General features: G+C 45.9%; 21 protein-coding genes and 1 tRNA gene. 11 read left to right on the top strand and 11 right to left on the bottom strand.

Annotated elements, in window-relative coordinates:
- Positions 1-16: 16 nt before the first annotated feature.
- Entirely contained in the window at positions 17-304 is a 288-nt protein-coding gene (locus NIES208_RS00755) for a hypothetical protein (protein ID WP_075888715.1), read from the bottom strand.
- 54 nt (positions 305-358) lie between these two features.
- Positions 359-1558: a M20 family metallopeptidase gene (locus NIES208_RS00750; RefSeq protein ID WP_075888713.1), complete on the bottom strand. Its 1200-nt coding sequence runs from the start codon at positions 1556-1558 to the stop codon at positions 359-361.
- 582 nt (positions 1559-2140) lie between these two features.
- On the opposite strand from NIES208_RS00750, the gene NIES208_RS00745 reads away from it, so the two are divergent.
- The 6 genes from NIES208_RS00745 to NIES208_RS00720 all read left to right on the top strand — a co-directional run bounded on the left by NIES208_RS00745 (position 2141) and on the right by NIES208_RS00720 (position 7115).
- Positions 2141-2458 carry a peptidoglycan-binding domain-containing protein gene (locus NIES208_RS00745; protein ID WP_075888711.1) on the top strand — a complete coding sequence of 106 codons (318 nt, stop codon included), beginning with the start codon at positions 2141-2143 and terminating at the stop codon, positions 2456-2458.
- 143 nt (positions 2459-2601) lie between these two features.
- Positions 2602-3900: a TldD/PmbA family protein gene (locus NIES208_RS00740; protein WP_075888709.1), complete on the top strand. Its 1299-nt coding sequence runs from the start codon at positions 2602-2604 to the stop codon at positions 3898-3900.
- 45 nt (positions 3901-3945) lie between these two features.
- Positions 3946-4692: a DUF3153 domain-containing protein gene (locus tag NIES208_RS00735; protein WP_075888707.1), complete on the top strand. Its 747-nt coding sequence runs from the start codon at positions 3946-3948 to the stop codon at positions 4690-4692.
- 111 nt (positions 4693-4803) lie between these two features.
- On the top strand, positions 4804-5592 hold the full coding sequence (locus tag NIES208_RS00730) for an ABC transporter ATP-binding protein (protein ID WP_075888923.1): 789 nt from the start codon (positions 4804-4806) through the stop codon (positions 5590-5592).
- Positions 5593-5652: 60 nt separating this feature from the next.
- Positions 5653-6903 (top strand): MlaD family protein, encoded by a 1251-nt coding sequence (locus NIES208_RS00725; protein WP_084176478.1) that lies wholly within the window; start codon positions 5653-5655, stop codon positions 6901-6903.
- Between the two features lie 130 nt (positions 6904-7033).
- Positions 7034-7115: transfer RNA gene (locus NIES208_RS00720), tRNA-Leu, on the top strand.
- 59 nt (positions 7116-7174) lie between these two features.
- On the opposite strand, the gene NIES208_RS00715 is transcribed toward NIES208_RS00720, so the two are convergent.
- From NIES208_RS00715 to yqeK, 3 genes are all read right to left on the bottom strand, one after another.
- The gene (locus tag NIES208_RS00715) at positions 7175-7867 is read right to left on the bottom strand and encodes a pantothenate kinase (protein ID WP_075888705.1); all 693 of its coding nucleotides are present in this window, start codon (positions 7865-7867) and stop codon (positions 7175-7177) included.
- 31 nt (positions 7868-7898) lie between these two features.
- A complete protein-coding gene (locus NIES208_RS00710; protein ID WP_075888703.1) occupies positions 7899-9080 on the bottom strand; it encodes an HhoA/HhoB/HtrA family serine endopeptidase in 1182 nt (393 codons plus the stop codon).
- A gap of 140 nt (positions 9081-9220) precedes the next feature.
- Positions 9221-9823 (bottom strand): bis(5'-nucleosyl)-tetraphosphatase (symmetrical) YqeK, encoded by a 603-nt coding sequence (yqeK, locus tag NIES208_RS00705; RefSeq protein ID WP_075888701.1) that lies wholly within the window; start codon positions 9821-9823, stop codon positions 9221-9223.
- A 138-nt stretch (positions 9824-9961) separates the two neighbouring features.
- Here yqeK and NIES208_RS00700 point away from each other — a divergent pair, with 138 nt between their 5' ends.
- Positions 9962-11614 carry a transglutaminase domain-containing protein gene (locus NIES208_RS00700; protein WP_225875216.1) on the top strand — a complete coding sequence of 551 codons (1653 nt, stop codon included), beginning with the start codon at positions 9962-9964 and terminating at the stop codon, positions 11612-11614.
- A 133-nt stretch (positions 11615-11747) separates the two neighbouring features.
- The gene (locus tag NIES208_RS00695) at positions 11748-12224 is read left to right on the top strand and encodes a Uma2 family endonuclease (protein WP_075888697.1); all 477 of its coding nucleotides are present in this window, start codon (positions 11748-11750) and stop codon (positions 12222-12224) included.
- A 157-nt stretch (positions 12225-12381) separates the two neighbouring features.
- Here NIES208_RS00695 and leuB read toward each other — a convergent pair whose 3' ends face one another.
- Positions 12382-13467 (bottom strand): 3-isopropylmalate dehydrogenase, encoded by a 1086-nt coding sequence (gene leuB / locus NIES208_RS00690; RefSeq protein ID WP_075888695.1) that lies wholly within the window; start codon positions 13465-13467, stop codon positions 12382-12384.
- 332 nt (positions 13468-13799) lie between these two features.
- Here leuB and NIES208_RS00680 point away from each other — a divergent pair, with 332 nt between their 5' ends.
- Complete coding sequence (locus NIES208_RS00680; RefSeq protein WP_075888691.1) at positions 13800-15029, top strand: BaiN/RdsA family NAD(P)/FAD-dependent oxidoreductase; 1230 nt, start codon at positions 13800-13802, stop codon at positions 15027-15029.
- A 220-nt stretch (positions 15030-15249) separates the two neighbouring features.
- Here NIES208_RS00680 and NIES208_RS00675 read toward each other — a convergent pair whose 3' ends face one another.
- The 4 genes from NIES208_RS00675 to rpmI form a co-directional block, all read right to left on the bottom strand.
- Positions 15250-15783, bottom strand: a complete 534-nt coding sequence (locus NIES208_RS00675; RefSeq protein ID WP_075888921.1) for a tetratricopeptide repeat protein — start codon at positions 15781-15783, stop codon at positions 15250-15252.
- Between the two features lie 83 nt (positions 15784-15866).
- On the bottom strand, positions 15867-16649 hold the full coding sequence (locus NIES208_RS00670) for a transporter substrate-binding domain-containing protein (RefSeq protein ID WP_075888689.1): 783 nt from the start codon (positions 16647-16649) through the stop codon (positions 15867-15869).
- A gap of 77 nt (positions 16650-16726) precedes the next feature.
- Positions 16727-17077 (bottom strand): 50S ribosomal protein L20, encoded by a 351-nt coding sequence (gene rplT, locus NIES208_RS00665; RefSeq protein WP_075888687.1) that lies wholly within the window; start codon positions 17075-17077, stop codon positions 16727-16729.
- Positions 17078-17150: 73 nt separating this feature from the next.
- Positions 17151-17354, bottom strand: coding sequence for a 50S ribosomal protein L35 (gene rpmI / locus NIES208_RS00660; RefSeq protein ID WP_015132991.1), 204 nt, complete (start codon positions 17352-17354; stop codon positions 17151-17153).
- A 264-nt stretch (positions 17355-17618) separates the two neighbouring features.
- Here rpmI and NIES208_RS00655 point away from each other — a divergent pair, with 264 nt between their 5' ends.
- Both NIES208_RS00655 and NIES208_RS00650 read left to right on the top strand, forming a co-directional pair.
- Positions 17619-18569, top strand: coding sequence for a DMT family transporter (locus NIES208_RS00655; RefSeq protein ID WP_075888919.1), 951 nt, complete (start codon positions 17619-17621; stop codon positions 18567-18569).
- Between the two features lie 102 nt (positions 18570-18671).
- A complete protein-coding gene (locus NIES208_RS00650; protein WP_075888685.1) occupies positions 18672-20369 on the top strand; it encodes a mechanosensitive ion channel family protein in 1698 nt (565 codons plus the stop codon).
- A 140-nt stretch (positions 20370-20509) separates the two neighbouring features.
- Here the strand turns inward: NIES208_RS00650 and NIES208_RS00645 are convergent, their stop codons facing one another.
- Entirely contained in the window at positions 20510-22396 is a 1887-nt protein-coding gene (locus NIES208_RS00645) for a DUF11 domain-containing protein (protein ID WP_075888683.1), read from the bottom strand.
- Between the last annotated feature and the right edge of the window lie 43 nt (positions 22397-22439).

Raw genomic sequence — 22439 nt, 5'->3', positions numbered from 1 at the left:
ACAATCCTATCAAGTTTCAAGTGCTCTGCCGCTTTCTTGGCCGAGTAGTCCACCACATAACAACACCACTCACAATTAATAACAACAACCCAAAACCATTGAGAAAGGGATAGATTTTTTCTAAATTAATAAAACCCAAATTGCCCTTATGCAGCTTGAGGAGCCAAATAAAATCAACAGCTCGACCCGTTAATGCTGCGATTTGGAATAATGTGCCCGACAACACTGTAATGATGAGTGGTGCAACCATAATCGGCACTAGGCTGCGGTGAAGTTTACGAATTGCGCGTTTATCAAAAGCCATGGGGATTAGGTTTTGTTTATTTGCTAAGGGATCGGCAGTTATTTCCCCTATTCTCTATATTTCCTCATGATTTGCTTCAGACTGTTGGAAATATTTATAAGCGGTGTAGGCAAGGGTGATAACACCAGTACGAATAGCGCTTTCGTCCACATCAAATAATGGATGGTGTAGGGGATAGTTAAGGCGGTTTTGGTGACCGACACCGAGGCGAAACATTGTGCCGGGTATATTTTCTAAGTAAACAGAAAAATCTTCGGCACCGAGGGAAGGTTCAGGCAAAATTTGCACATGTTCATTGCCGAGGGCCTCGCGACTGGCTCGTTCAAGGATTTGGGTGAGGTGAAAATCGTTTTGTACGGAAGGAACACCTCGTCGATAATTTACTTTGTATTTTGCGCCGTAGGTATTGCAGATACTGGCGACGATATTTTCAATCCATTCGGGTAAGTTGGCGTGGGTTTCGGGATGGAGTGATCGCACGGTTCCGGTCATTTGTACTTGGTCGGCAATCACATTGGGGGCCCTGCCGCCTTGGATTTGTCCAATGGTGAGCACAATGGGTCGTAGGGGATTTTGGGTACGGCTAATGGACTGCTGTAGAGCTGTGATCACTTGGGATGCGATCCAAATGGCATCTTTGGCTTGGTGGGGTCGTGCACCATGGCCTGATTCGCCGTAAATGAAAATTTCGAGATCATCGGCAGCGGCGGTGAGTGCGCCATAACGAATACCGACTGACTGGGCCGGAATGGTGGGGAAAACATGTAGCCCTAAAATTGCATCGGTATTTTTTAATGCACCGGCTTCTACCATCCATTTTGCGCCTAAGGCGACTTCTTCGGCGGGCTGAAATAAAAAGCGAATATTGCCGGCGATCGCCTCCGGTAGTTGAGACAACACCATCGCCGTACCCAAGCCCACCGTCGTATGGACATCATGGCCGCAAGCATGCATAACTCCCGGTTTCGCCGAGGCAAACTCAAAGTCATTACATTCCTGGATCGGCAGGGCATCCATATCCACTCGAATGGCGAGGGTATTGTGTTGTGCCGTAACGCCCGGTAAGTTGCCTACAACCCCCGTTTTTCCTACAGATTCCGTCACATGAATGCCCGTTGAAGAAAGCACCCCAGCAATATAGGCTGCTGTCTGGTATTCTTCCCCGCTGAGCTCTGGATGGGTATGTAAATGACGACGAATTTCGATCAAGCGGGGTGCTAATTTTTCGGCGAGGGCAGTAATTTCTGAGAGCATTGGGAAGGTGGTGTGGGAGGTTTTGCTTAGCCTTCTATTGTAGGACGGTTATTTTATCGTTTGCTACGTCCGGATTAAGGGGCGATCGCCACCCATAGACAAAAAAACATTCATCTATCTTGACTGGCCTACAACAGGTGGCGAGCTTTCGGTGAATAGTCTTTCACCACCCACTCAGAAAGAGTGGCATTGACTAACGCTGTGATGGTTTTAAGGCGTGTTAGATGCCCCTGAGCCATGACTTGACTGTTTAATTTATTTTTTCCTTAAACATCGTGCTTATCCTTCAGTCCCTTGGAAATTGGAGGATATTTTTTTTAAAACTTACCGGAATCTTCATAAAGGCCATGACTAATCAAAGCAGATCCCTTACGTGGCTTTTGTACATTGTGCGCAAGATCACTTTAAGTAGGGTTTTTCATCCGGTGATCTACGTGTTTTCGCCCAAGGGTTGGCGTTGATCAAACAGACACCAATCTTTGGCCTATCTCACTGAGCTAGAGCGGCGATCGCCCGACAATGAAGTTAATTCATCCATTCAACCATTTCCATTCAACAATTCTTTTCTGCCAAACCAAGACCATGCCGAAGCAATTACTCCGCCTTTCCCCCATCGCCCTCATGTCCATTCAAGCCCTAGAGCCGGACTGTGATCTCAAACTCCATGACAACGGTGCCGATGTCCAGCGTCTCCAAATCATTCTCAAAGAATTAAGCCTTTACAATGGTTCCCTTGATGGCCATTTCAACCTCAAAACTGAGCGCGCCCTACTGCGATTACAGCAATATCTAGAGGTATCAGCCACCGGGCAGCTCGATATCCATACTTGGTATCAACTGACCTATTGGGCTGAAGAAATCGCCCAACAACGCCATGGCGGCGCATTAGTCACCCACTAACATCATGGCCACTAATACCAATAATTTAATTACGCAAAAACGCCGGATCATGTCACATTACTACCCAGCCAGATAAGGCAATGTCGCCGTCGATAATTCAGAATCTTTTACAATAGTTGACGGCAAATATTATCGAGAAACTTATGGTCGTCGAGCAAATTTTAGATCTCGCTAAAAAAAAGGGTATTGAAGCGGAGGTTTACTATCGCAGCAGTCGCGATACTCCCATTGATTTTGAAAATAATCGCCTTAAGTCCCTCGAAACTAAAGCAACTCAGGGTGTTGTTCTACGCGTGGTTGTCAATGGCAAACTTGGGTTTGCGAGCTCTACTGACCTGACTCGCCTCGAAGCTGTCGTTGATGCGGCGATCGCCACCGCAGAGATTGGCGATCCCGTCGATTTTGAATTTGCCAAAAATTTTAAAGAAGTCGTTCCCGAAAGTGATTACGAATTGCCCGAAACCGCCAAGCTCGTCAAAGTTGGTGAGGAGCTCATCGAGAAAGTTCACAGCTACAACAGCGACATTTTAGTTAGCGCAGGCTTTCACATTCGTTCTGGTCAAACGAAACTTGCTACCACTGGCGGTGTGTACGGTGAGCGCAACAGTAAGGTTGTGAGTGCTAGTCTTGGTGGAAATTTAGTACAGGGTGAAGATTTTCTGCAAGCATACGGCTACGATGTCGCGAAAAACGGCGAACCTGATTACGACAAGATTTTAGCGACACTGATCGAGAAATATACCAACGCCGAAAAGACAGCGAGTATTAGTAGTGGCAAGTATCCCGTTCTCTTCACACCCCGCGCTGCCCTGAGTACTATTGGCGGACTCTTCGACACCATTTTGTCCGGTCAAGTCGTTGTCCAAAAAGCATCGCCCCTCGCTGGCAAACTAGGCGAAAAACTCTTTGGTGATGTGCTGACTATCTACGAAGATCCGACCATTGGCGTTTCCGCTTGTCCCTTTGACGATGAAGGCACACCCACCAGCAAAAAAACCTTTATTAAAAATGGCGTAGTGCAGCAGTTCTATTGGGATCGCCAGTGGGCAGCCCGCGGTAATGCGGAAGCGACAGGCAATGGCTTCCGGGGTGGCTTATCTCGTCCCAGCCCTGACATGGTGAATTTTTGTATGGGTGCTGGCCAAACACCCCTCGCAGATTTAATTAAGGATATGAAAGAGGGTGTCATTGTCGATCAAGTTTTAGGGGCGGGACAATCGAACCAATTAGCTGGCGAATTTTCGGTAAACCTCGACCTCGGTTACAAAGTCGAAAATGGTGAAATCGTTGGTCGTCTAAAAAATACGATGGTGGCAGGTAGTATTTTTGAAGCGTTTGATCACTTAATCGATCTTAGCGATCGCCGGGAATGGGTGGGTGGTAGCGCCCTAATGCCGTCGATGTTATTTGGCAAGTTAGGAGTTGCGTCGCGGGAGGTTTAGAATTTGGAAGTCTAGACTGATAATTTTTTTCCTTCACTGCGAGCTATGGTTGCCCTTACGCGAAATCCGATTCTACGCTTTGTCTTCACCTGCCTAGTCTGTGTCTTAGTTCTGGGCGGCTGTGTGGATTATGATGTCGAAATTGCCTTTGACCATCAGCACCATGGCGAAATTCATCAGCATTTACGCCTCGGTGAAGAGTTCACGAACTTTAATCAGCAGGAATCACGGAAATGGCTCCGCAGTGTGGAAAAACGGGCAAAAAGTTTGCACGGCTCGGTGAAGCGCATTTCTCAGCAAGAACTGGATGTGCGAATCCCATTTAATAATGGTGACGACATGGTGGAAAAGTTTAATCGCTTTTTCAATCCAGAAGGACAAAATCTCCAATCTGATGAACTTGATTTGGTGCAGCTGAAATCGACATTAGCGCTCGATCAACGCAACTGGCTTTTCTTTGAACGGAATCGCGCCACCCTCGATGTGGATTTGAGAGCTTTGGGGGTGCTGTCCCAGCAAGGTAGTTTAATTCTTAGTCCGGGTTCTCTGCTAGATCTTGATGTCAGTTTAAAAACGCCGCTCTGGTCAAATGTTGTGAGTCATGATGGTGTGGGGCAAGCGATGACGCGCAAGGAGGGCGATCGCCTGATCTGGACATTACAACCGGGGCAACTGAATCATCTTGATGTGGTTTTTTGGGTGCCTAGTTGGGTTGGGTTGGGCACTCTGGGTATTGTGGGATTACTGTTTGTCGGATTTTTCTTGAAATATAATCGCTTACCTGTCGGCTAGAACAAGCTTTTTGGGTATAAGGTGCAGGGCGATCGCCCTAAAGGGACGCAATCCGTTAAGATGCAACCTAATACCGCAGGCAATACATTTAGTATCAGTTTCTTTATGGTTATGACCCAAGCAGAACCCCTCATCGAACTACGGGGCATTTCAAAATCCTTTGGTTCTGCCGTCATTGTCGACAACATTGATCTGACAATTTACCAAGGGGAAGCCCTCGTCATTATTGGCCCCTCCGGTACTGGTAAATCCACCATTTTGCGCATTATTGCCGGGTTACTAGAACCCGATGCGGGGGAGGTCTATGTCAAAGGAGAACGGCGCATTGGCCTCATCGAAGATGGCAATGACCCCATCGGCATCAGTATGGTTTTCCAGCAGGCGGCTCTGTTTGATTCCCTCACCGTTGCAGAAAATGTTGGTTTTTTACTGTATCAGCATTCCAAGCTGTCCCGCCGTCACATTCGGGAACTGGTGGAAGAAAGGCTTGATATGGTCGGTCTTTCCGGTGTCGGCGATCGCTATCCAGCCCAACTGTCTGGTGGTATGCGTAAACGGGTGAGTTTTGCGCGGGCAATTATGGCAAACCCGGATAATCCCAAAGACAATCCCGATGTCATTTTGTACGACGAGCCAACGGCAGGTCTTGATCCCATCGCCTCAACGGTTATTGAAAATATGGTGCGCCAGCTGCAATATATGCAGGGGGTTTGCGGCACCTATGTGATGGTCAGTCACCAGGACAGCACCATTCGCCGCACAGCTGACCGCGTCATTTTTCTCTACGGCGGTAAAATCCAATGGGCTGGCTCCGTTGAGGAAATTGATAGCACGGACAATCCCTTGGTACGACAATTTTTTAGTGCGGCAGTCGAAGGCCCCATTAAAGTTATCGGTTAAATCGGGAAGATCCCCAATACAATAGCTCTTAAGTTTTTTATTTAACTCTCCCATTTACTAATGCGCTCTCGCACGATTAAAGAAGGTTCCCTCGGTTTATTTATTTTCGGTGGCTTGTCGCTCCTTGGTGCAGTGCTGATCTGGCTAACTGGTGCAACTTTTAGTCGAAAAACCTACCTGATTAATGTCAATTTTGCGGATGCCAATGGGTTAAGGGAGGGGGCAATTGTCCGTTACCGTGGTCTCGAAATTGGTCGCGTCGCATCGGTGGAGCCGAATAGTAATGGTGTCAATGTGCAGATTGAAGTCGCTTCTGCTGACTTGGTGATGCCGAAAGATTCGCTCATTGAAACCAACCAAGCGGGTTTGGTGGGAGAGCCAGATATCGAAATTGTGCCCGGTGCTGTGCTCAGTGAGGCGGCGATCGCCCAAAGTCCTTTAGCAAGCGATTGTGCAGAACTGGGTGAGATCATCTGCCATGAGGACAACATCGAAGGCGTTATCGGGGTGAGCTTTGAGGAGACGCTGCGGTTAACGCAACAATTTAGCCGCGCCTACAGTGACGAAGAATTTGTCGCCCTCATTGCGAGTTTTGCAGAAAGTTCGACCAGTGCCGCTGAACAATTAGCAGAATTAACGGCAGAGCTCACCCTCTTATCTCGAGATGTACGGGGAGAAGTGGGGAATTTCTCAGAAAATGCCCAGTCTATTACCAATGCAGCCATTGATAGCTCTAGCCAGCTCAAACAAACGATGGGTGGCATTAATGAGCTCACCACAAATCTTAATTCCCTTGTTGTCGAAAATCGTCAAACCCTTGTGGGTACGCTTGATAGTATTACCCGCACTAGTGACCAGATGCAAAATGCGATCGCCTCTCTGGATACAGCCCTAGGGACGTTAAATGATGGCTTGGCCATGACCGATACAAGGCAGCTCATGCAAGACCTTGCAACCCTCACCAATAACGCGGCGATCGCCTCTAGCAACCTCAAAGATATCTCTGTCACCCTCAATGACCCGGCGAATATCACGATCCTCCAAAAAACCCTAGATGCAGCACGGGTCACCTTCGAAAACACCCAGAAAATCACCTCAGATCTCGACGAACTAACGGGGGATCCAACCTTCCGAAAAAACTTAATTGATCTCGTCAACGGCCTCAGCCAACTTGTTTCCTCCACTGAGCAATTGCAAGACCAAATCCAAATTGCCAATCAATTAGAGCCTGTCCAAGAGAATTGGTCAAAACGAGATTTAGCGGTTAAATCAAGGGCGAGTGAAGTCTCCCAAACTCCACAGTATCAATAGGATTAGGTTTTTAGAGCCCACTTCTAATCGGCGATCGCCAACTATTTCAATTTATTCCTCAAAAATTTTGCAGCGATGAATCTTGGCAAAGAGAATCGACCTATGCTACGATTGCTAAGGTCAAAAACAAGCGGATGTGGTGGAATTGGTAGACACGCACGCTTGAGGGGCGTGTGGCTCACGCTGTGCGAGTTCGAGTCTCGCCATCCGCATACCACCCATAAATACCTCAAAGAAAGTCTTCTCTAAATTTAGAGGAGATTTTTTGTTTTTAGGAACCGATAAAAAGCTTTTGAAATGCTTGGTTTAACAAGTTTTCGTTGTAATAGGAATTTTCACAATACGAAATAAGGTGGAGAAGGAATTTACCGTTGCCACCTGTTATTACAATCGAACTTGCTGGGTATTTGATTAACCAATCATCGATAAAGCTTTTTAGTCCGGCTGTGACCGTATGCAAAATACCGCTGGCGATCGCCCCTTGTGTATCCTGTGCCCAGCGAGTCGGTAATTGCTCTGGTAAGTCAATTTTGGGTAATGCCGCAGTGCCTTGGGACAACATTTGAAACTGTAACTTTAGTCCCGGTAAAATCGCCCCCCCGACAAAACGGCGATCGCCGTCCACACCAGAAAAAGTTAAGGCTGTGCCGCCGTCGATCACGAGGCAAGGATAACCATAGGCTTCGCCTGCACCATACATTGCTAAAGCGCGATCAATACCGAGGGTAGAATAAAGATTTTTGAGAGGAATATCGGCAAGAGTTATTTCATGGGCATTTGGAAAAGACTGTTTGAGGCGATCGCTCTGGCTCGGCACAACAGAAGCAAAAACCAAGGCATTTTCGAGTTTGGGTAACGGTTCATTATGATCACAATGCCAAACCTGTTTGATTTTGCCGTTAATAATCGTTGCCCAGTGATAGCGCGAATTGCCAATCATCAAAGCGGTAAAAGTTGTCGCCATCGCCAGAGAAAAATTGCGCGTTTTTTCGAGTTTAGTAGGTCAAGGGGAAATTAGTGGGACGCACTTTAAGCATGACCATTTTGTCTTGCCGCTTTACTTCTACGAGTAACACCTGACCAATGACACTATTTTCCACAGCCTCTTGCACTTCAATGGCCGTATATACCTTACGATCGCCAACTTTTTGGATGATGTCTCCCTCGCGCAGATCGGCGATCGCCGCCGGAGAATCTTCCACAACGCCGACCACTAGAACGCCCTGCTCATCACTAATATCACCCATCGAATCAGAAAAATACTCCTTAACCCGCTCTTTGCCCTCGCCATTTAGGGTCAACATGCGAATGCCGAGGTAAGGGTGATCCGCTTTGCCTTTCAAGAAAAGTTGCTCTGCAATGCGCTGGGCTGTTTCGATGGGAATGGCAAAACCCAAACCTTGGGCATCGGTGCGAATCGCTGTATTTAACCCAATCACTTCGCCCCGCACATTGAGGAGGGGGCCACCGGAATTACCGGGATTAATCGCTGCATCAGTTTGGATAAAACGCACCCGTTTATCGGGAATCCCCACCTGGGCGCTGGGTCGATCTAGAGCACTAATAATGCCAATGGTGACTGTATTATCAAACCCTAATGGATTACCAATGGCGATCGCCCATTCACCGGGAATTAACGCTTCGGCGCTACCCAGCTTGGCCGTTGGTAAATTATTCGCTTCAATTTTGATAACAGCGATATCGGTTAATTCGTCTATGCCGATGACTTTGCCATCAAATACCTGCCCATCTTTAAGGGTGACTTTAACCATGGAGCTCCCTTCCACCACATGGGCATTGGTAATCAGTCGTCCATCGCTACTGAGAATAAACCCTGACCCTGTGCCTTGCTCAACATCTGGCTCAAAACTAGGGATATCTTGATCAAAGAAACGCTTAAATAGTGGCGACGACATATCTTGGCTGTACAGATCCTTTGTGGCATCGATACGCACCACCGCCGAACCGACTTCCTGAACCGCTTGGGCAATAAAATTTACCGAGCCACTGCGAGAATTTGCCGTAATCGGTTCACTGCCATAAAACTCTTCATAGGACTGCAACGCTTCGCTGAGCTGACCTTGCATCCAGTAGGCATGGCTTGCCACACCAATCGCTCCCCCAACAATAATTAGGCTCGCATATAAGCCCCACTGGCGGAAAGATTGATTAATCATAAAGCGTGAACGGTGCAGATGCAGACAATAATTTTTGATGGTTTCAATCAAGTTGAGTCAATTATGACAAACATTTTTCTTTCTTTGAGGACTATCCCGCAAAGCTTCATTGGGATCTCTCAACATATCAGAGGACACTATCAATGACTGGGTTTTGAACGTGTCTTTTGCATTGCCCAGTTGCGGGTGTCGATAACGCGGGGATGGATTAGGCGATCGCCTTTAATGAGGTGTTTTAGGGTGTAATCACAAACGTGCCACACGGCTTTGTAGAGATTTTTTTGACTTATTTCGCGCATTTTCTTGAGCTTTTTATCATCACCGCGACCGGGTTCGAGGGCATCAGCAACGAAAATAATGCAGTCAAGATCACTCATATTTGCTTGACCCAGTGTATGCAGGGCGATCGCCGCTAAAATTTCTGGATCAGTAATGCCAAATTCCCGCTGGGCAACGACAGCGCTAACATCAGCGTGAATGAGGTGGGGGACTCGCTGACAAATCTCGTCTACTTCAAGAGCGGCATCTTGGGCGATCGCCAGAAGTTTTGGGGGCGGAAAAAATTTAGCGAGATCATGCAATAGCCCAGCAATCTTGGCTTTTTGGGGATTTACGCCGTGGATAATTGCCAGCTCTACCGCCATCGCCTCAACACCGAGAATGTGGTTAAGACGGTGCTCTGACACATTATTTTCCAGCCAGGCGATCGCCCCTTGTCGATCAAAGCTTTGTTCGCAGCCCATGACCTATACACCTCAGATTTTGATCAAAATTCGTTGGCAAATCTTATGAAATGCCGACGGAAAAAAGTTTAAGAGAAGCAGTTTCATAGGAGATAATCCTAGTGGATCAAGACATTTATTAGACCGGAACCAGAGAGATTGAATACTGCGACTCCTACCACCCACCGTACCATTCGCCCCATTGCAACCTACGCGCTCCATGGCGTGGCGTTCCACGAGGGATACTTTTGGGCAATTGAGACGATCAATGGGTATTTGATGCGCATTAATCCGAAAACTGACGCTACAGAAATTCTGAATACCGAAACTTGGTCTGGCTTCGTCGGTGCAACGGGCTTGGCGATCGCCGACGACATCCTATGGTTTACGAGCGGTGAACATGTTTATAAATGTTCCATGAGCGATGGTCAGTGGAATCCCGAACTATTTTTACGCCTACGGGACAATGCTAGCGGCGTTGCCGTATCTGGCAGCAGTGTTTACATCAGTTGCCAAAAACGCGGCGAAATTTCTGTCTACAACGCAGTTAATGGTAAAGAAATTACGAATCTTTATGCCCCCGGTATCGGTATCGAAAATCTCTACATTCGCAACGAAGAACTATGGGTTTCCGACAACCTCGAACAAACCATCTATTGCCTTGACCGCGCCACCGGCGAAATACAACTTAGCCTACTCACGCCCTTTGCATCCCCCACAGGCGTAACCTTTTACACCGATCCAGACACCGGCGAAGAAGTCCTTTATGTTGCCTACGCTGAGCAAGAACCCTACATCCGCGACAATCCCAACGCCGACCCCAACTACGAACTGCAATATCGCGACGTTACTTTTTTACATCCCCTGTATTTTCGTTATTACGAAGATAAAAAATTCGCCCTGTCCAATGGCTTCCTAATCGAAATGAGCTACGTCGAGGAATTATCACCCCTCGATCCCGTTGAGTTAAAAGATTTAGAGTGGAAAATTGCTCTACCCGCCGAAACGGATCGCCAACAAATCGTTGAACTAGAACCGATTGGGATTCCCTTCACTGAGGAAAATCACGATGGTCAACGAATTGCCGTCTTTAAATTTGACCACCTCACCACCAAGCAACGCCATGTTTTTGGGTGGCGCGCCAAGTTGCAGGTGTGGGGCATTAAATATCAACTCAATCCCCTTGATTGTGAAAATCTGCCAGAGCTAACCCCAGAATTTGCCGCGAAATATCTTGTGGACAATGACAATTTGGCAATGGATACAGACATTATCAAACGGGCAGCTACCGAGGCGATCGGCAGCGAAGTGAACTTTTTACGGCAGATGTATTCCATTCGCAACTATGTCTACGACCATTTGTCCTACGGCATTAAACCCCACATCGATACCCCTGATATTGCCCTGCGGCGCGGTGTCGGGTCTTGCGGCGAATATCTTGGTGTGTTGCTGGCTCTCTCTCGCCTAAACGGCATTGCCAGCCGTACCGTTGGCCGCTATAAATGTCCTGCCCACGGCCATGAGCGCAACATTCCTTTGCAGCCTGACTATAACCACGTTTGGATGGAATTTTATTTGCCCGGCTATGGTTGGTTGCCGATGGAATCAAATCCCGACGATCTCCAAGAAGGTGGCCCCTACCCATCGCGCTTTTTTATGGGTTTGGCTTGGTATCACGCGGAAATGGCGAAAGGTGTGAAGTTTGAAAAGCTCTATCGCAATGGTGAAGTGATTCCCAAAGAAGAGACATCAATTGGTGAGCTGGCCCTAAACCATATTCGTTTCACTATTCTCGATGAACTAAAACCGTAATTTTTTGCTTGATTATTGGGTGAAGTAAGGGGCGATCGCCTCTCTGTTTTTTTGTGAATGGGGGCGATCGCCTTTTTTCTGAGTCCTTGCCTATTTGCTAAAATCGTGACATCTTTAGCAGAGCCGTGAAACGATGCAGTGGCAAGAGATTTGTGAGAATAAACAGCTTCAAGATTTGCCCTTCAAGATTGAATCAAATAAATGGGGACAGATTATTATGAGTCCCGTCAAAATCAAGCACTCTTTCTATCAAGGCAGAATTCAGCGGCTCCTCGAATCTCTAACTGATGGTGGTGAAGTAATGCCAGAATGTGCCATTGAAACAGAAGATGGCGTGAGAGTTGCAGATGTTGTGTGGTGTTCTGACGAAAGATTTACTCAGATTGAAGATGAAGTTTCTGCTTCTATTGCCCCAGAGATTTGCGTGGAAGTGAAGTCATCTGGCAACACATTAGGCGAAATGGAGTTCAAAAAGCAGTTATATTTTTCAGCAAAATGCCAAGAAGTTTGGATATGTGATGAAAACGGAAAAATAAGTTTCTATGATCAGACTGGCGCTCTAACAAAATCTCTGCTCATTCCTGATTTTCCGTTACAAATTGAGCGTTAAATTGGTACTGAAAACTGAGGGGCGATCGCCTGTTATTTCACTTTGATTCTGTTTGCGAGTAAGCAAGTCTGTAGGGTGTGTTAGCAAAGCGTAACGCACAGATTAAACAAAAAATAGGTGCGTTGCATTTCATTAACGCACCCTACCAAATTGTCATTTATGCCTCAAGAGCAGCTAAAAGCTTTTCACCCATTGCTTTACAACCTAGTAATTCCATTCCTTCCGACATAATGTCACCAGTGCGGAAACCCTGATCCAGAACTGTTTGGACAGCCGCTTCAATTTTGCTTGCGGCTTCAGGTTGATCGAGGGAATACCGTAACATCATCGCTGCACTAAGCACCATTGCCAAAGGATTCGCTTTATCTTCACCGGCAATATCCGGCGCTGAACCGTGAACAGGCTCGTAAACTCCCGGTGCGACCGCGCCCAAACTCGCCGAAGGCAACATACCAATACTGCCTGTTAACATTGCCGCAGCATCAGACAAAATATCGCCGAACAGATTACCCGTCACAATGGTGTCAAATTGTTTCGGTGCTCGAATCAATTGCATGGCAGCATTATCTACGTAGAGGTGGGATAGTTCCACATTGCTATATTTCTCTGCCATGAGATTGACGCGATCGCGCCACAACTGCGACACATCAAGGACATTGGCTTTATCGACAGAACAGAGGCGATTATTGCGCTTTTGGGCAATTTCAAAGGCAACCTTCGCAATGCGATCTACCTCAGACTCGTCATAAACCATTGTGTTAAAACCACGGCGATCGCCAGTTTCCGTTTCAGCGATGCCTTTAGGTTTTCCGAAGTAAATGCCACCAGTCAGTTCGCGCACCACCATAATGTCTACCCCTTCAACCACCTCGCGTTTGAGGGAAGATGCATCAATGAGTTGGGGCAAAATCGTCGCAGGACGGAGATTGGCAAAAAGTCCAAGACCAGCTCGCAAGCCTAATAAGCCAGTTTCTGGTCGCTTTTCGCGGGGGAGATTATCCCACTTGTAGCCACCGATCGCCGCAAATAATACAGCGTCACTTTTCTTACAAATATCAAGGGTTTCAGCGGGTAGCGGATCACCAGTTGCATCAATGGCTGCACCACCCATGAGCGCTTCGGTGAACTTAAACTCTAGATCAAATTTTTTGCCGATACTGTTGAGTACATCCACTGCCACTGTAATAATTTCGGGGCCAATGCCATCGCCGGGAAGGAGGGTAATACTATATTGCTGGGTCATAAAAAAGTGTTGATCTAGAGATTTTGCAATTGTTTATCATATCGGCTTTTGGAAGGGTTCAATGCAAGGATTCGCAAAACGAAAATTGACAGTGCTAGGATAAATGTATATTCCGGTCAAAAACTATTATGAATCGCTCTAATTCTTCTAGTCTTTTAACTTTATTTGTTACTTGTTTTGTCTGTTTTTTATCATTGTGGCTTCTGCGGGGTTTTGGTATTCCACCATTTACTTTAATTCCCGGCGGTATTATTAATATTATGCTTCTTTTAACGATACTTTCTGGTATCTTTTATGGTCTTGACTGGACAAAAAATTATTAGGAAATATTGATGACCAAATTGATTGTGATTGGTGGTGGGGCTGCTGGTTTTTTTGGGGCGATCGCCGCAGCTCGTAGTAACCCAAAATTGCAAGTTATTTTATTAGAAGCAGGCAAAGAATTCTTAGGAAAAGTACGCATCTCCGGGGGTGGTCGTTGTAATGTGACGCACCATTGTTTTGACCCAGTAGAACTCACAAAAGCTTACCCACGGGGTCATCGCGAACTGCGGGGAGCCTTTAGCAAATTTCAGCCTAAAGATATGATCGCTTGGTTAAATATAGAAGGGATCAAGCTAAAAACGGAAGCTGATGGGCGCATGTTTCCGACAACGGATAATTCGGCGACAATTGTAAACTGTCTTCAGCAAGCGGCAATTAATGCAGGTATTCAATTACGCACATCTTCACCGGTAAAAAGCATCGTTAAAAATGATGTCGATCAATTTGTCATCACCACAAAAAATGAAGAAGAATTACTCGGCGATCGCCTCCTGATTACGACGGGGAGTCACCCTAGTGGTCATCGATTTGCTAAAACTTTGGGGCATAAAATTATTGAACCAAAACCTTCTTTATTTACGTTTCAGATTAAAGATGAACGGCTCAAAGATTTAGCGGGTGTAAGTGTACCGGAGGCGATCGCCACTATTAAACGAGACAAGAAAAAGAAGCTCGAACAAAGTGGCGCTTTGCTTGTTACTCACTGGGGATTAAGTGGCCCCGCTGTGCTTAAACTATCGGCTTGGGGAGCAAGAATTTTAGCAGAGCATCAATATAAAATACCTCTAAAAGTAAACTTTTCACCCACGGAAAATCCCGAAACATTACGCCAGCAAATACAAAAATTTAAAGCTCAAAATCCCAAGAAAAAAATCCATACTTTTTCGCCCATTGATATCCCGAAAAGATTATGGCAAAGCTTCGTGAAATACGCGGCGATCGCCCCAGATCAAAACTGGGCAGATTTATCAAAAAAACAGCTAAATATCATCATTCAAGAAGTCACCCAAGGGCAATATCAAATTCAAGGCAAAGGCATTTTTAAAGATGAATTTGTCACTTGCGGCGGCGTAAAACTAAAAGAAGTTAACTTTAAAACGATGGAAAGTCGTATTTGCCCAAATCTTTATTTTGCCGGGGAAGTTTTAGATATTGATGGGGTTACGGGCGGTTTTAATTTTCAAAGCGCTTGGACAACAAGCTGGCTAGCAGGTCAGGCGATCGCCGCTGCCTCATAAACACAGAATAATTCATCCTTCCTCGGAGAAAGTGCCGAAGGCAGAAGGGGTTTCGATAGGTTACGTAACCTACTTACAACTCACTCCTAACCCCTCCGAAGCAGGGCATTTTCTAATCTTTAGTACGAAATAACTGTCTTTAGTTGTTGCCAATAAAAAAGAGCCAATAACTATTGACTCCAAAAAAAATTATTGAATTTCTAATGCTAAATTCAGACTATTATTTAGAAGCAACAAACCGTTTACGTAGAGATTCAGCCCGCTTTTTTGCCACCTTATTTTCTGGATCTGCTTTAAGTGCTTCCTCATAAGTTTCCAGCGCCTTTGCTGTCATCTGCTTTTTCTCGTAAACATTGGCGAGATTGTTCAGTGCAGTCGGATATTCAGGAATTGCTTTTAAGGCTTCTTTGTATTGTCGAATAGCGAGATCATATTGCTCTTGGGCAAAGTACGCATAGCCGAGAGCGTTATAAATTAATGCCGCATTTTCAGACTCTAATTCATCTTCGACTTTGAGGGCTTTTTTTAAGAGTTGAGCAGCTTGAACATGGAGTTTTTTATCGAGATAAAGACTACCAAGTTCGTAATATTCTTTTGCTGTACCTGGTTCATTTTGTAGCTTTTTCTGGAGTTTCCCAAAAGTCGTTTCTACGCGGCGTGTTTTGAGGACTTGGCGGAACAATAAAATACCGAGGACTCCCAATAATCCGACGAGAATTGATAGATAGAAAATCGGTAAAGAAGCGGCATCCATAGCAGAAAAAAATAGGTGTTTAAATAATTTTTTAGATAAAAAGACAGCCACAAATGCAGCCGTTTTGCTAGTTTATCAGTTCTTTAGGGAAGCCCCCAATGATTGATACGATCCTGTAACCATCCACTTGCTTGCCATTCAGCCATTAGGGTTTGAATTTCGTTGTATAGGCTTTGGTGTTGAGCACCTTTGGGGATGGCGATCGCCAGTGCATTCCCCTCCAGCCAAGCGGGCAACAGGCGATATTCAGGATATTCTTGCGTCCAGCCCGTTAGGACAGAATGATCACCGACAAAGAGATCAGCGTCGTTATTTTCGAGACTAGCCAAAGCTTCTTGGTAGGAATTAACGGCGACTAGAGTTGTTGCAGGAAAATAGGCACGCACAGCGGCGATCGCCTCTGAAGAATTTAGTACCGCAACCCGTTGAGTCGTAACTTGATGCGCTTCAGTCAAATTTGCTTGCTTGGTGACAAATCCTAAACCGTCAAGATAGTAATAGTCACTGAAATCAACAAGTCTTCGGCGAGATGCGTTTAAACCAAGCTGGGCAATAACGAGATCAATTTCCCCTTGCAAAAGTAAATCGAGACGTTCTTGGTTTTTAACGGGAATTAACTCAACCTGCGCATCACTTCCCATCAGTTCTTTTGCCAGGCGGCGAGCAATATCAATTTCTAAACCCTGTAAATTTCCTGCGCTATCGCGAAAGGCTAAAGGACGAACATTTTCTTTGACGGCAATTTGGATGGTGCCACGTTCCTGAATATCTTCGAGAGGCGTTGCCAACAATGGATTTGCAACAAAAATGGAGGCGATCGCCAAACCCAGACTACTGAAACGTTTATACAGGGAAATCAAGCTCATCTACCTCCAACAAAAAACCCTGAAATGATTTCAGGGTTCTCATACGATCAAATCTTTAATTGTGATTTTGCCACAGCTTAGGCGCTCTTGGCGACTTCAACAATCTTGGTGAAAGCTGCGGGATCAACAACTGCAAGCTCTGCAAGCATCTTACGGTTGATCTCAATATTGGACTGCTTCAGTTTGTGAGTCAGTTGGCTGTAGGAAATGCCGTTCATGCGTGCAGCAGCATTGACACGAACGATCCACAGGCGACGAAAATCACGCTTCTTCTTACGACGATCGCGGTACGCATTACGCAGGGCTTTCATGACCTGCTGATTCGCAGTGCGGAAGAGCTTAGAGTGAGAACCTCTAAAACCTTTCGCTAACTTAAGGATTTTTTTGCGGCGTTTACGGGCAACATTACCGCGCTTAACTCTTGGCATAAATTTTACCTAAATATAGAAAGTGAGAATAGAAAATAAAGATTTTAGAGATTTAGAAGACGCGCTAAATTCTTTAGGAGTAAGGCATCATGAGGCGTACAGCCTTCTCATCAGTCTCGTGCACAAGTGCCGCACCAGAAAGACGACGACGCTTTTGCTCAGAGCTCTTGTGGTTAAGCAGGTGGTTCTTAAATGCTTTACGACGAGTGATTTTTTTGCCGCTTCCCGTCACCTTGAATCGCTTCGCAGCAGCGCGACGTGTTTTTAGTTTAGGCATATAAATTTCTATAAATCGACACAGCTTACAATAATAGCTTCTGTATGCCCAATTCTTCAAGGGTATTGACCAAAAATCTTTGTCTTCGACCTTCTATTTTGCGCCTTTGCTTGCCGGGTTTTTCTTGGGGGACGACGAACTGATTTTTCTAGAAATATTTTGCAATGTTGGTGTTTGTATTACTGGGTACAGCCTAGGCAACTCGGCTGTTATTAGATTGTGGAACGGTTTTGTCCCGTTGATTTATTTGAATTTATAGACTCCATGCAATCTTCTGAGTTGTCTCGACCTCAATCGTCTAATCGCTCCTATGTGTTGGCGATCGCCACATTAACTTTCGCATTAATGGCCATTTCCTTTGCACCAATTTTCATTCGTCTTAGTGAAACGGAGCTGGGGGCAAATGCCACGGTCTTTAACCGGATGTTTATTTTTTTTATGGTTTTCGGGTTAGGGAAATTCGTCGCCCGTGGGACACAACAAGGGGATGAACTAGAGGAATCAAAGCCAGTGGCGATCGCCAAATCCCAATGGTGGTTACTGGGAAGCGTTGGCATTATTTCGATTATTTCTTTGGTGCTCTGGGCAATTTCGCTGCAATACACGACTGTCGCCAAATGTATGCTACTGAATAATCTCACGCCAATTTTTACAAGTTTGGGTAGCTGGTTATTATTTGGCAAAAGTTTTGATAAACGCTTTTTGATTGGGATGGCGATCGCCTTGACGGGAGCGTTGGGATTAGGATTTGAGGATTTGCAGGGCGGTGATGGCTTGTTGATTGGGGATTTGTTGGCGATCGCCTCAGCCATGTTTCTCGGAACTTATTTTTTGATGGTGGAGCAGCTCCGCACAAATTTTGATGCGACGACTATTTTGCTGTGGCGATGTGGTGTTGGGAGTGCCATGCTTGTGCCCATTGTCTTTTTTACTGAGGGGCAATTTTTTCCAACAACCCAGGTGGCAATTTTCGCCGCCCTCGGTTTGGGTATTGTTTGTGAGGGCTTTGGACAACGGCTCATTGCGGCTTGTCTGGATAAGCTGTCCTGTAGCTTTGTGTCGCTATTTTTATTGCTTGAACCCATTGTTAGTGCGCTCTTGGCTTGGGTTATTTTCACTGAAGCGCTCGGACTAACGACATGGCTCGGTTTTGCGGTGGTACTGACGGGGATTTATTTAGCGCAAACGAGCAGTGCTGCGGTGCAGGAGGGCTAAAGCAAAGGGATGGCGATCGCCGCTGTTAGTGAGTCACAAATAACTTCAACTCCTTTTTATATTTGCTAGAGTCGAGCTGATCTTCATCTCGATTTTTTTTATATGACATTGCGGCGATCGCTCCTTGCTTGTTTGGCATTTTGCCTAGGGCTACTCATTACGATCAGTGCTCAAAGCCCAGTCCTTGCTGGCCTTGGCGTTTTTAATGTTATGTTCCCCGAAACAGACTTAGCAAGTATTTTGCCCAATGACGGCAATGAATTAATTGTTGAGCGTTGTGTATATCTCGACGGTCGCTGTGTGTTTAAGGTAGCGGCTCCACGCTCTGAAATGGAGACCCGCCTCACCTATATTCAGGCACAACTAAATCGCGCGAAGCGACTTTACCGCGTTGAAGCAGATCCCAATGTCAAGGTTTGGCGTAAGGTAGACGACAGCCTGAGTAACATCATGATCACCATTGATGATGAGTCTTTGCGGTTGATGACAGTGACCCGCTGGGATGCGGAGTTACAGAGTGAAACGATTCCGGGTCGTACGACCTATATCATTGAACAAATTGAAGCGAGTCTTGCGGGCATTCAGGATGAGCGATCGCCGGAATTTTTAAGGCGACAGGGCATTGTGGCGGGCATCATTCTCGCCGTGGCGATCGCCCTAAACTTATACGGCAGAAATTGGTATAAAAAACTCAAACAGCGCCAAGAACGAGAAGAAACCTGCACCCAAGACACAACCCTCATTTCAACCCAGCTGACACTCAGGCAATTTTATAACCTTCAAGAGGTGCAATATCGCCTCTGCCAACTATTGCGATGGGGAAGCATCATGATTGCTGTATTTATCGTTGTTGGTTTATTTCCCCAAACTCGTATTGCCCAAGTCTGGCTACTGGGCATCTTTCGATATCCGATTATTCTTGCCGTCATCAGTATCACAGCATACATTGCTATCCGCCTGAGTTACGCCCTCGTTGCTCAGGGAAATCAACTCTTCACAGCTGGTGCTCTCGATGCTTTTGCGTTTATTACCCAAGAATCCAACCAACGTCTCCAACTGCGCGTCAATACCTTCTCCCAAGTAGCACGCAGCATTATCACCATCATCATTTTGGCGATCGCCCTACTCACATTTTTTTGGGTGCTGAATATCAACATTGCCCCAATTCTTGCCGGTGCCGGCATCATCGGTTTAGCCATTTCATTTGCAGCCCAAAACTTACTAAAAGACATCATCAACGGCTTCTGTATTATTTTTGAAGACCAATATGCCGTCGGTGATGTCATCAGCGTTGGCGATGTAGCAGGTTTCGTTGAAAACGTAAATTTGCGTATTACCCAGCTTCGAGACGAAGAAGGCCGATTAATTACGATTCCCAATAGTGAAGTCAAGATTGTCGCCAACCTCACCAATGAATGGTCGCGGGCTAGCCTACATATTCCTGTAGCCTATCAAACAGACATCGACCAAGCCCTAGAAGTTATTAACAACACAGCTTGGACAATGCGAAAAGATGAATTTTGGGGAGCCTTAATTTTAGAAGATCCACTACTTTTAGGCGTTGATAACTTTAATGAGCGAGGTATGCTCGTCAAACTATGGCTCAAAACGCTGCCCTTAAAGCAATGGGAAGTCGCAAGGGAATACCGTCGTCGTTTGACATATGCCTTTGAAGCCGCCAATATCCGGATGCCCACAACACAAAATGAGATTTGGCTACACCCCATGTCCCATCAAAACAGTAGCAATAATGGCGATCGCCCTGAGCAGCTTGATTTGTTTTCAGAAAAGACCAAGTAAATCTCCATAGCTTAGCGACCAATATGACGAAAAAACCATCACAAGACACTCGTCTTTCTTGCAAATCTTTTATTCCAACCACCATGAATACCTAGAAAAAAAAGACTACGCGTTTTTTCATAATCTGTTAAAGCAGCAATCTAATCCACCCTTACCCGGAAACGAACCAATCCAGCCGTACCTGGAGCAATATTGGGATTTTGACCAGAGTCACTACCAGTCACATCAACCACAACAGTATTTTCAGCATTAGAATAGTCAATAGGTGAAGTGTCAGTTGGATCACATTCTGGGTCTAAATTAGTTGCTGGCTCAATAAAGCGACCTCGGTCTGAATCCAGAGAGAGCGCCGATAAATACTTCGTTGTAGCACCATCATCAAGACGAATACCCAAGTCCGTCCCACTTCCGACACCAGCATCAGCATCAGCACTAAAAGCATTATATGCATCCGGAATAAAGGTCAACTCCGATTGCAAAATATCGCAAATCGTCAAGTTTTCAGCGGCTCCATCACCAGTATTCAGAAAATAAATCGTGTAATCGACAATATCACTAGGCATCACAGGCGCAGAGACAGCTCCCTCAAGGAAATTACTAGGCCATTCAGCATCATTATCCTCAAGTTCAGGGGTGGTGTTTGGATCAACAGTCACTGTAGGCGTTCCATTAATTGCGGTAATTCGCTTCACCAGAATGACCTCTGGATTTGTCCCTGTAGCTGTCGTCACCGTTAAGGTTACAGAATCTTGATCGTCTTCACTAGGCCGATTATTATTGGGCGTTGAGTCAAGGTCAAATTCCCGCAGGTCTATAACTTCAGCTGAGTTGATTATTGTGCCCACACCAGTAGCTCTGGCAGTAAATCGCAGTTCTTGGCTCTGACCTAACAAAACTTCATCAACACTCCACGTGATGGTGCCATTATTCTCACTTGCTGTTGAGCCAGAGGGGATATTGGTAAAGGCAACAAAGGTCAGACCGGTTGGTAGAACATCTTCAACTTCAACATCATTGGCATCATGGTAAACAAAATCAGTTTGATCATTGGCAAGCGTCAGTGTAAACTCGACAACTTCATTTTGGTTCGGAGTAAGGTTATCGGCAGCTTTTAATAAGGACAAGTCTACAGGCGGCTCAAGATAACATCCTGAACTCTCGTAGTCCCGACCAATTCCCGGTGTTAGACCCTCCTCTGCTGAAATAGTGGAACCAGAAATGCTTAGATCAAATAGTTTGCCATCGCGGCCAGTAGAGGCATAGAGTTGTCCCGGAATATCAAAGGCAAGGTCTTCAACATCCGGGAGCGGAATATTACCCACAATTGTTGTATTACCTGTAGTTGGATCAATCTCAACTAAAATTTGAGGATCGCCGGCACCTTGGTTAGCAACACCATAAAGAGTATTTGGTTGGGCTCCACCGAGAACGACACTGGGGGCAAAGGCAATACCATCAATGTCATTTCGACCACCTTGAACTTCAATTTCAATGTAATCAATCGGGTTGCCGTTAATGTCAGTCCCAAAAGCACCGGGGATATGAGCGCCTGTGACGGGATCAAGTTGAATAAGAACGTCAGGAGGCGCAGATGAGTCACCGATACGGATACTGGCATATAAAGTGCCGCTAGCGGGATCAAAAGTGAGGCCATCTGGGTCTCTAAATGTAATAGTGTCTCTAGCGCCATCACCTGAACCCATGACTTGTGGCCTCGCTGTGAACACCCCTGTAGTCAGGTCAATAATACCCAAGCGGCCATTATTTGTTCCATCTTGATCAGCCGCAAAAAGCAGATTAGTGCCGGGTTGAGCAGCGGCGGCTTCGATACTGTTTGTGCCTGTGCCAGTTCCAACCTGAACAAAATTCCGAGGAGGTGTTGCTTCGGAGTCAACTTTTAGAAGTAAATCGTCCCCTCCATTGCCACCACCAGTATCAGCAACGATATAGCATACTTGTGATTCAATTGCTTCTGCTGTTCTAGGCACGCCTATGATGGCAACCAGTAAGGTTAAACTGCCGACCATACATTGGCAGCACCTACGGAAATAAGATGTGAGTAAAGTATGA

This window comes from [Limnothrix rosea] IAM M-220 (assembly GCF_001904615.1).
Taxonomy (GTDB): Bacteria; Cyanobacteriota; Cyanobacteriia; order Cyanobacteriales; family MRBY01; genus MRBY01.
Note: the sequence above shows the minus strand (reverse complement) of the source record. Positions and strands in the feature narration are given on the sequence as shown.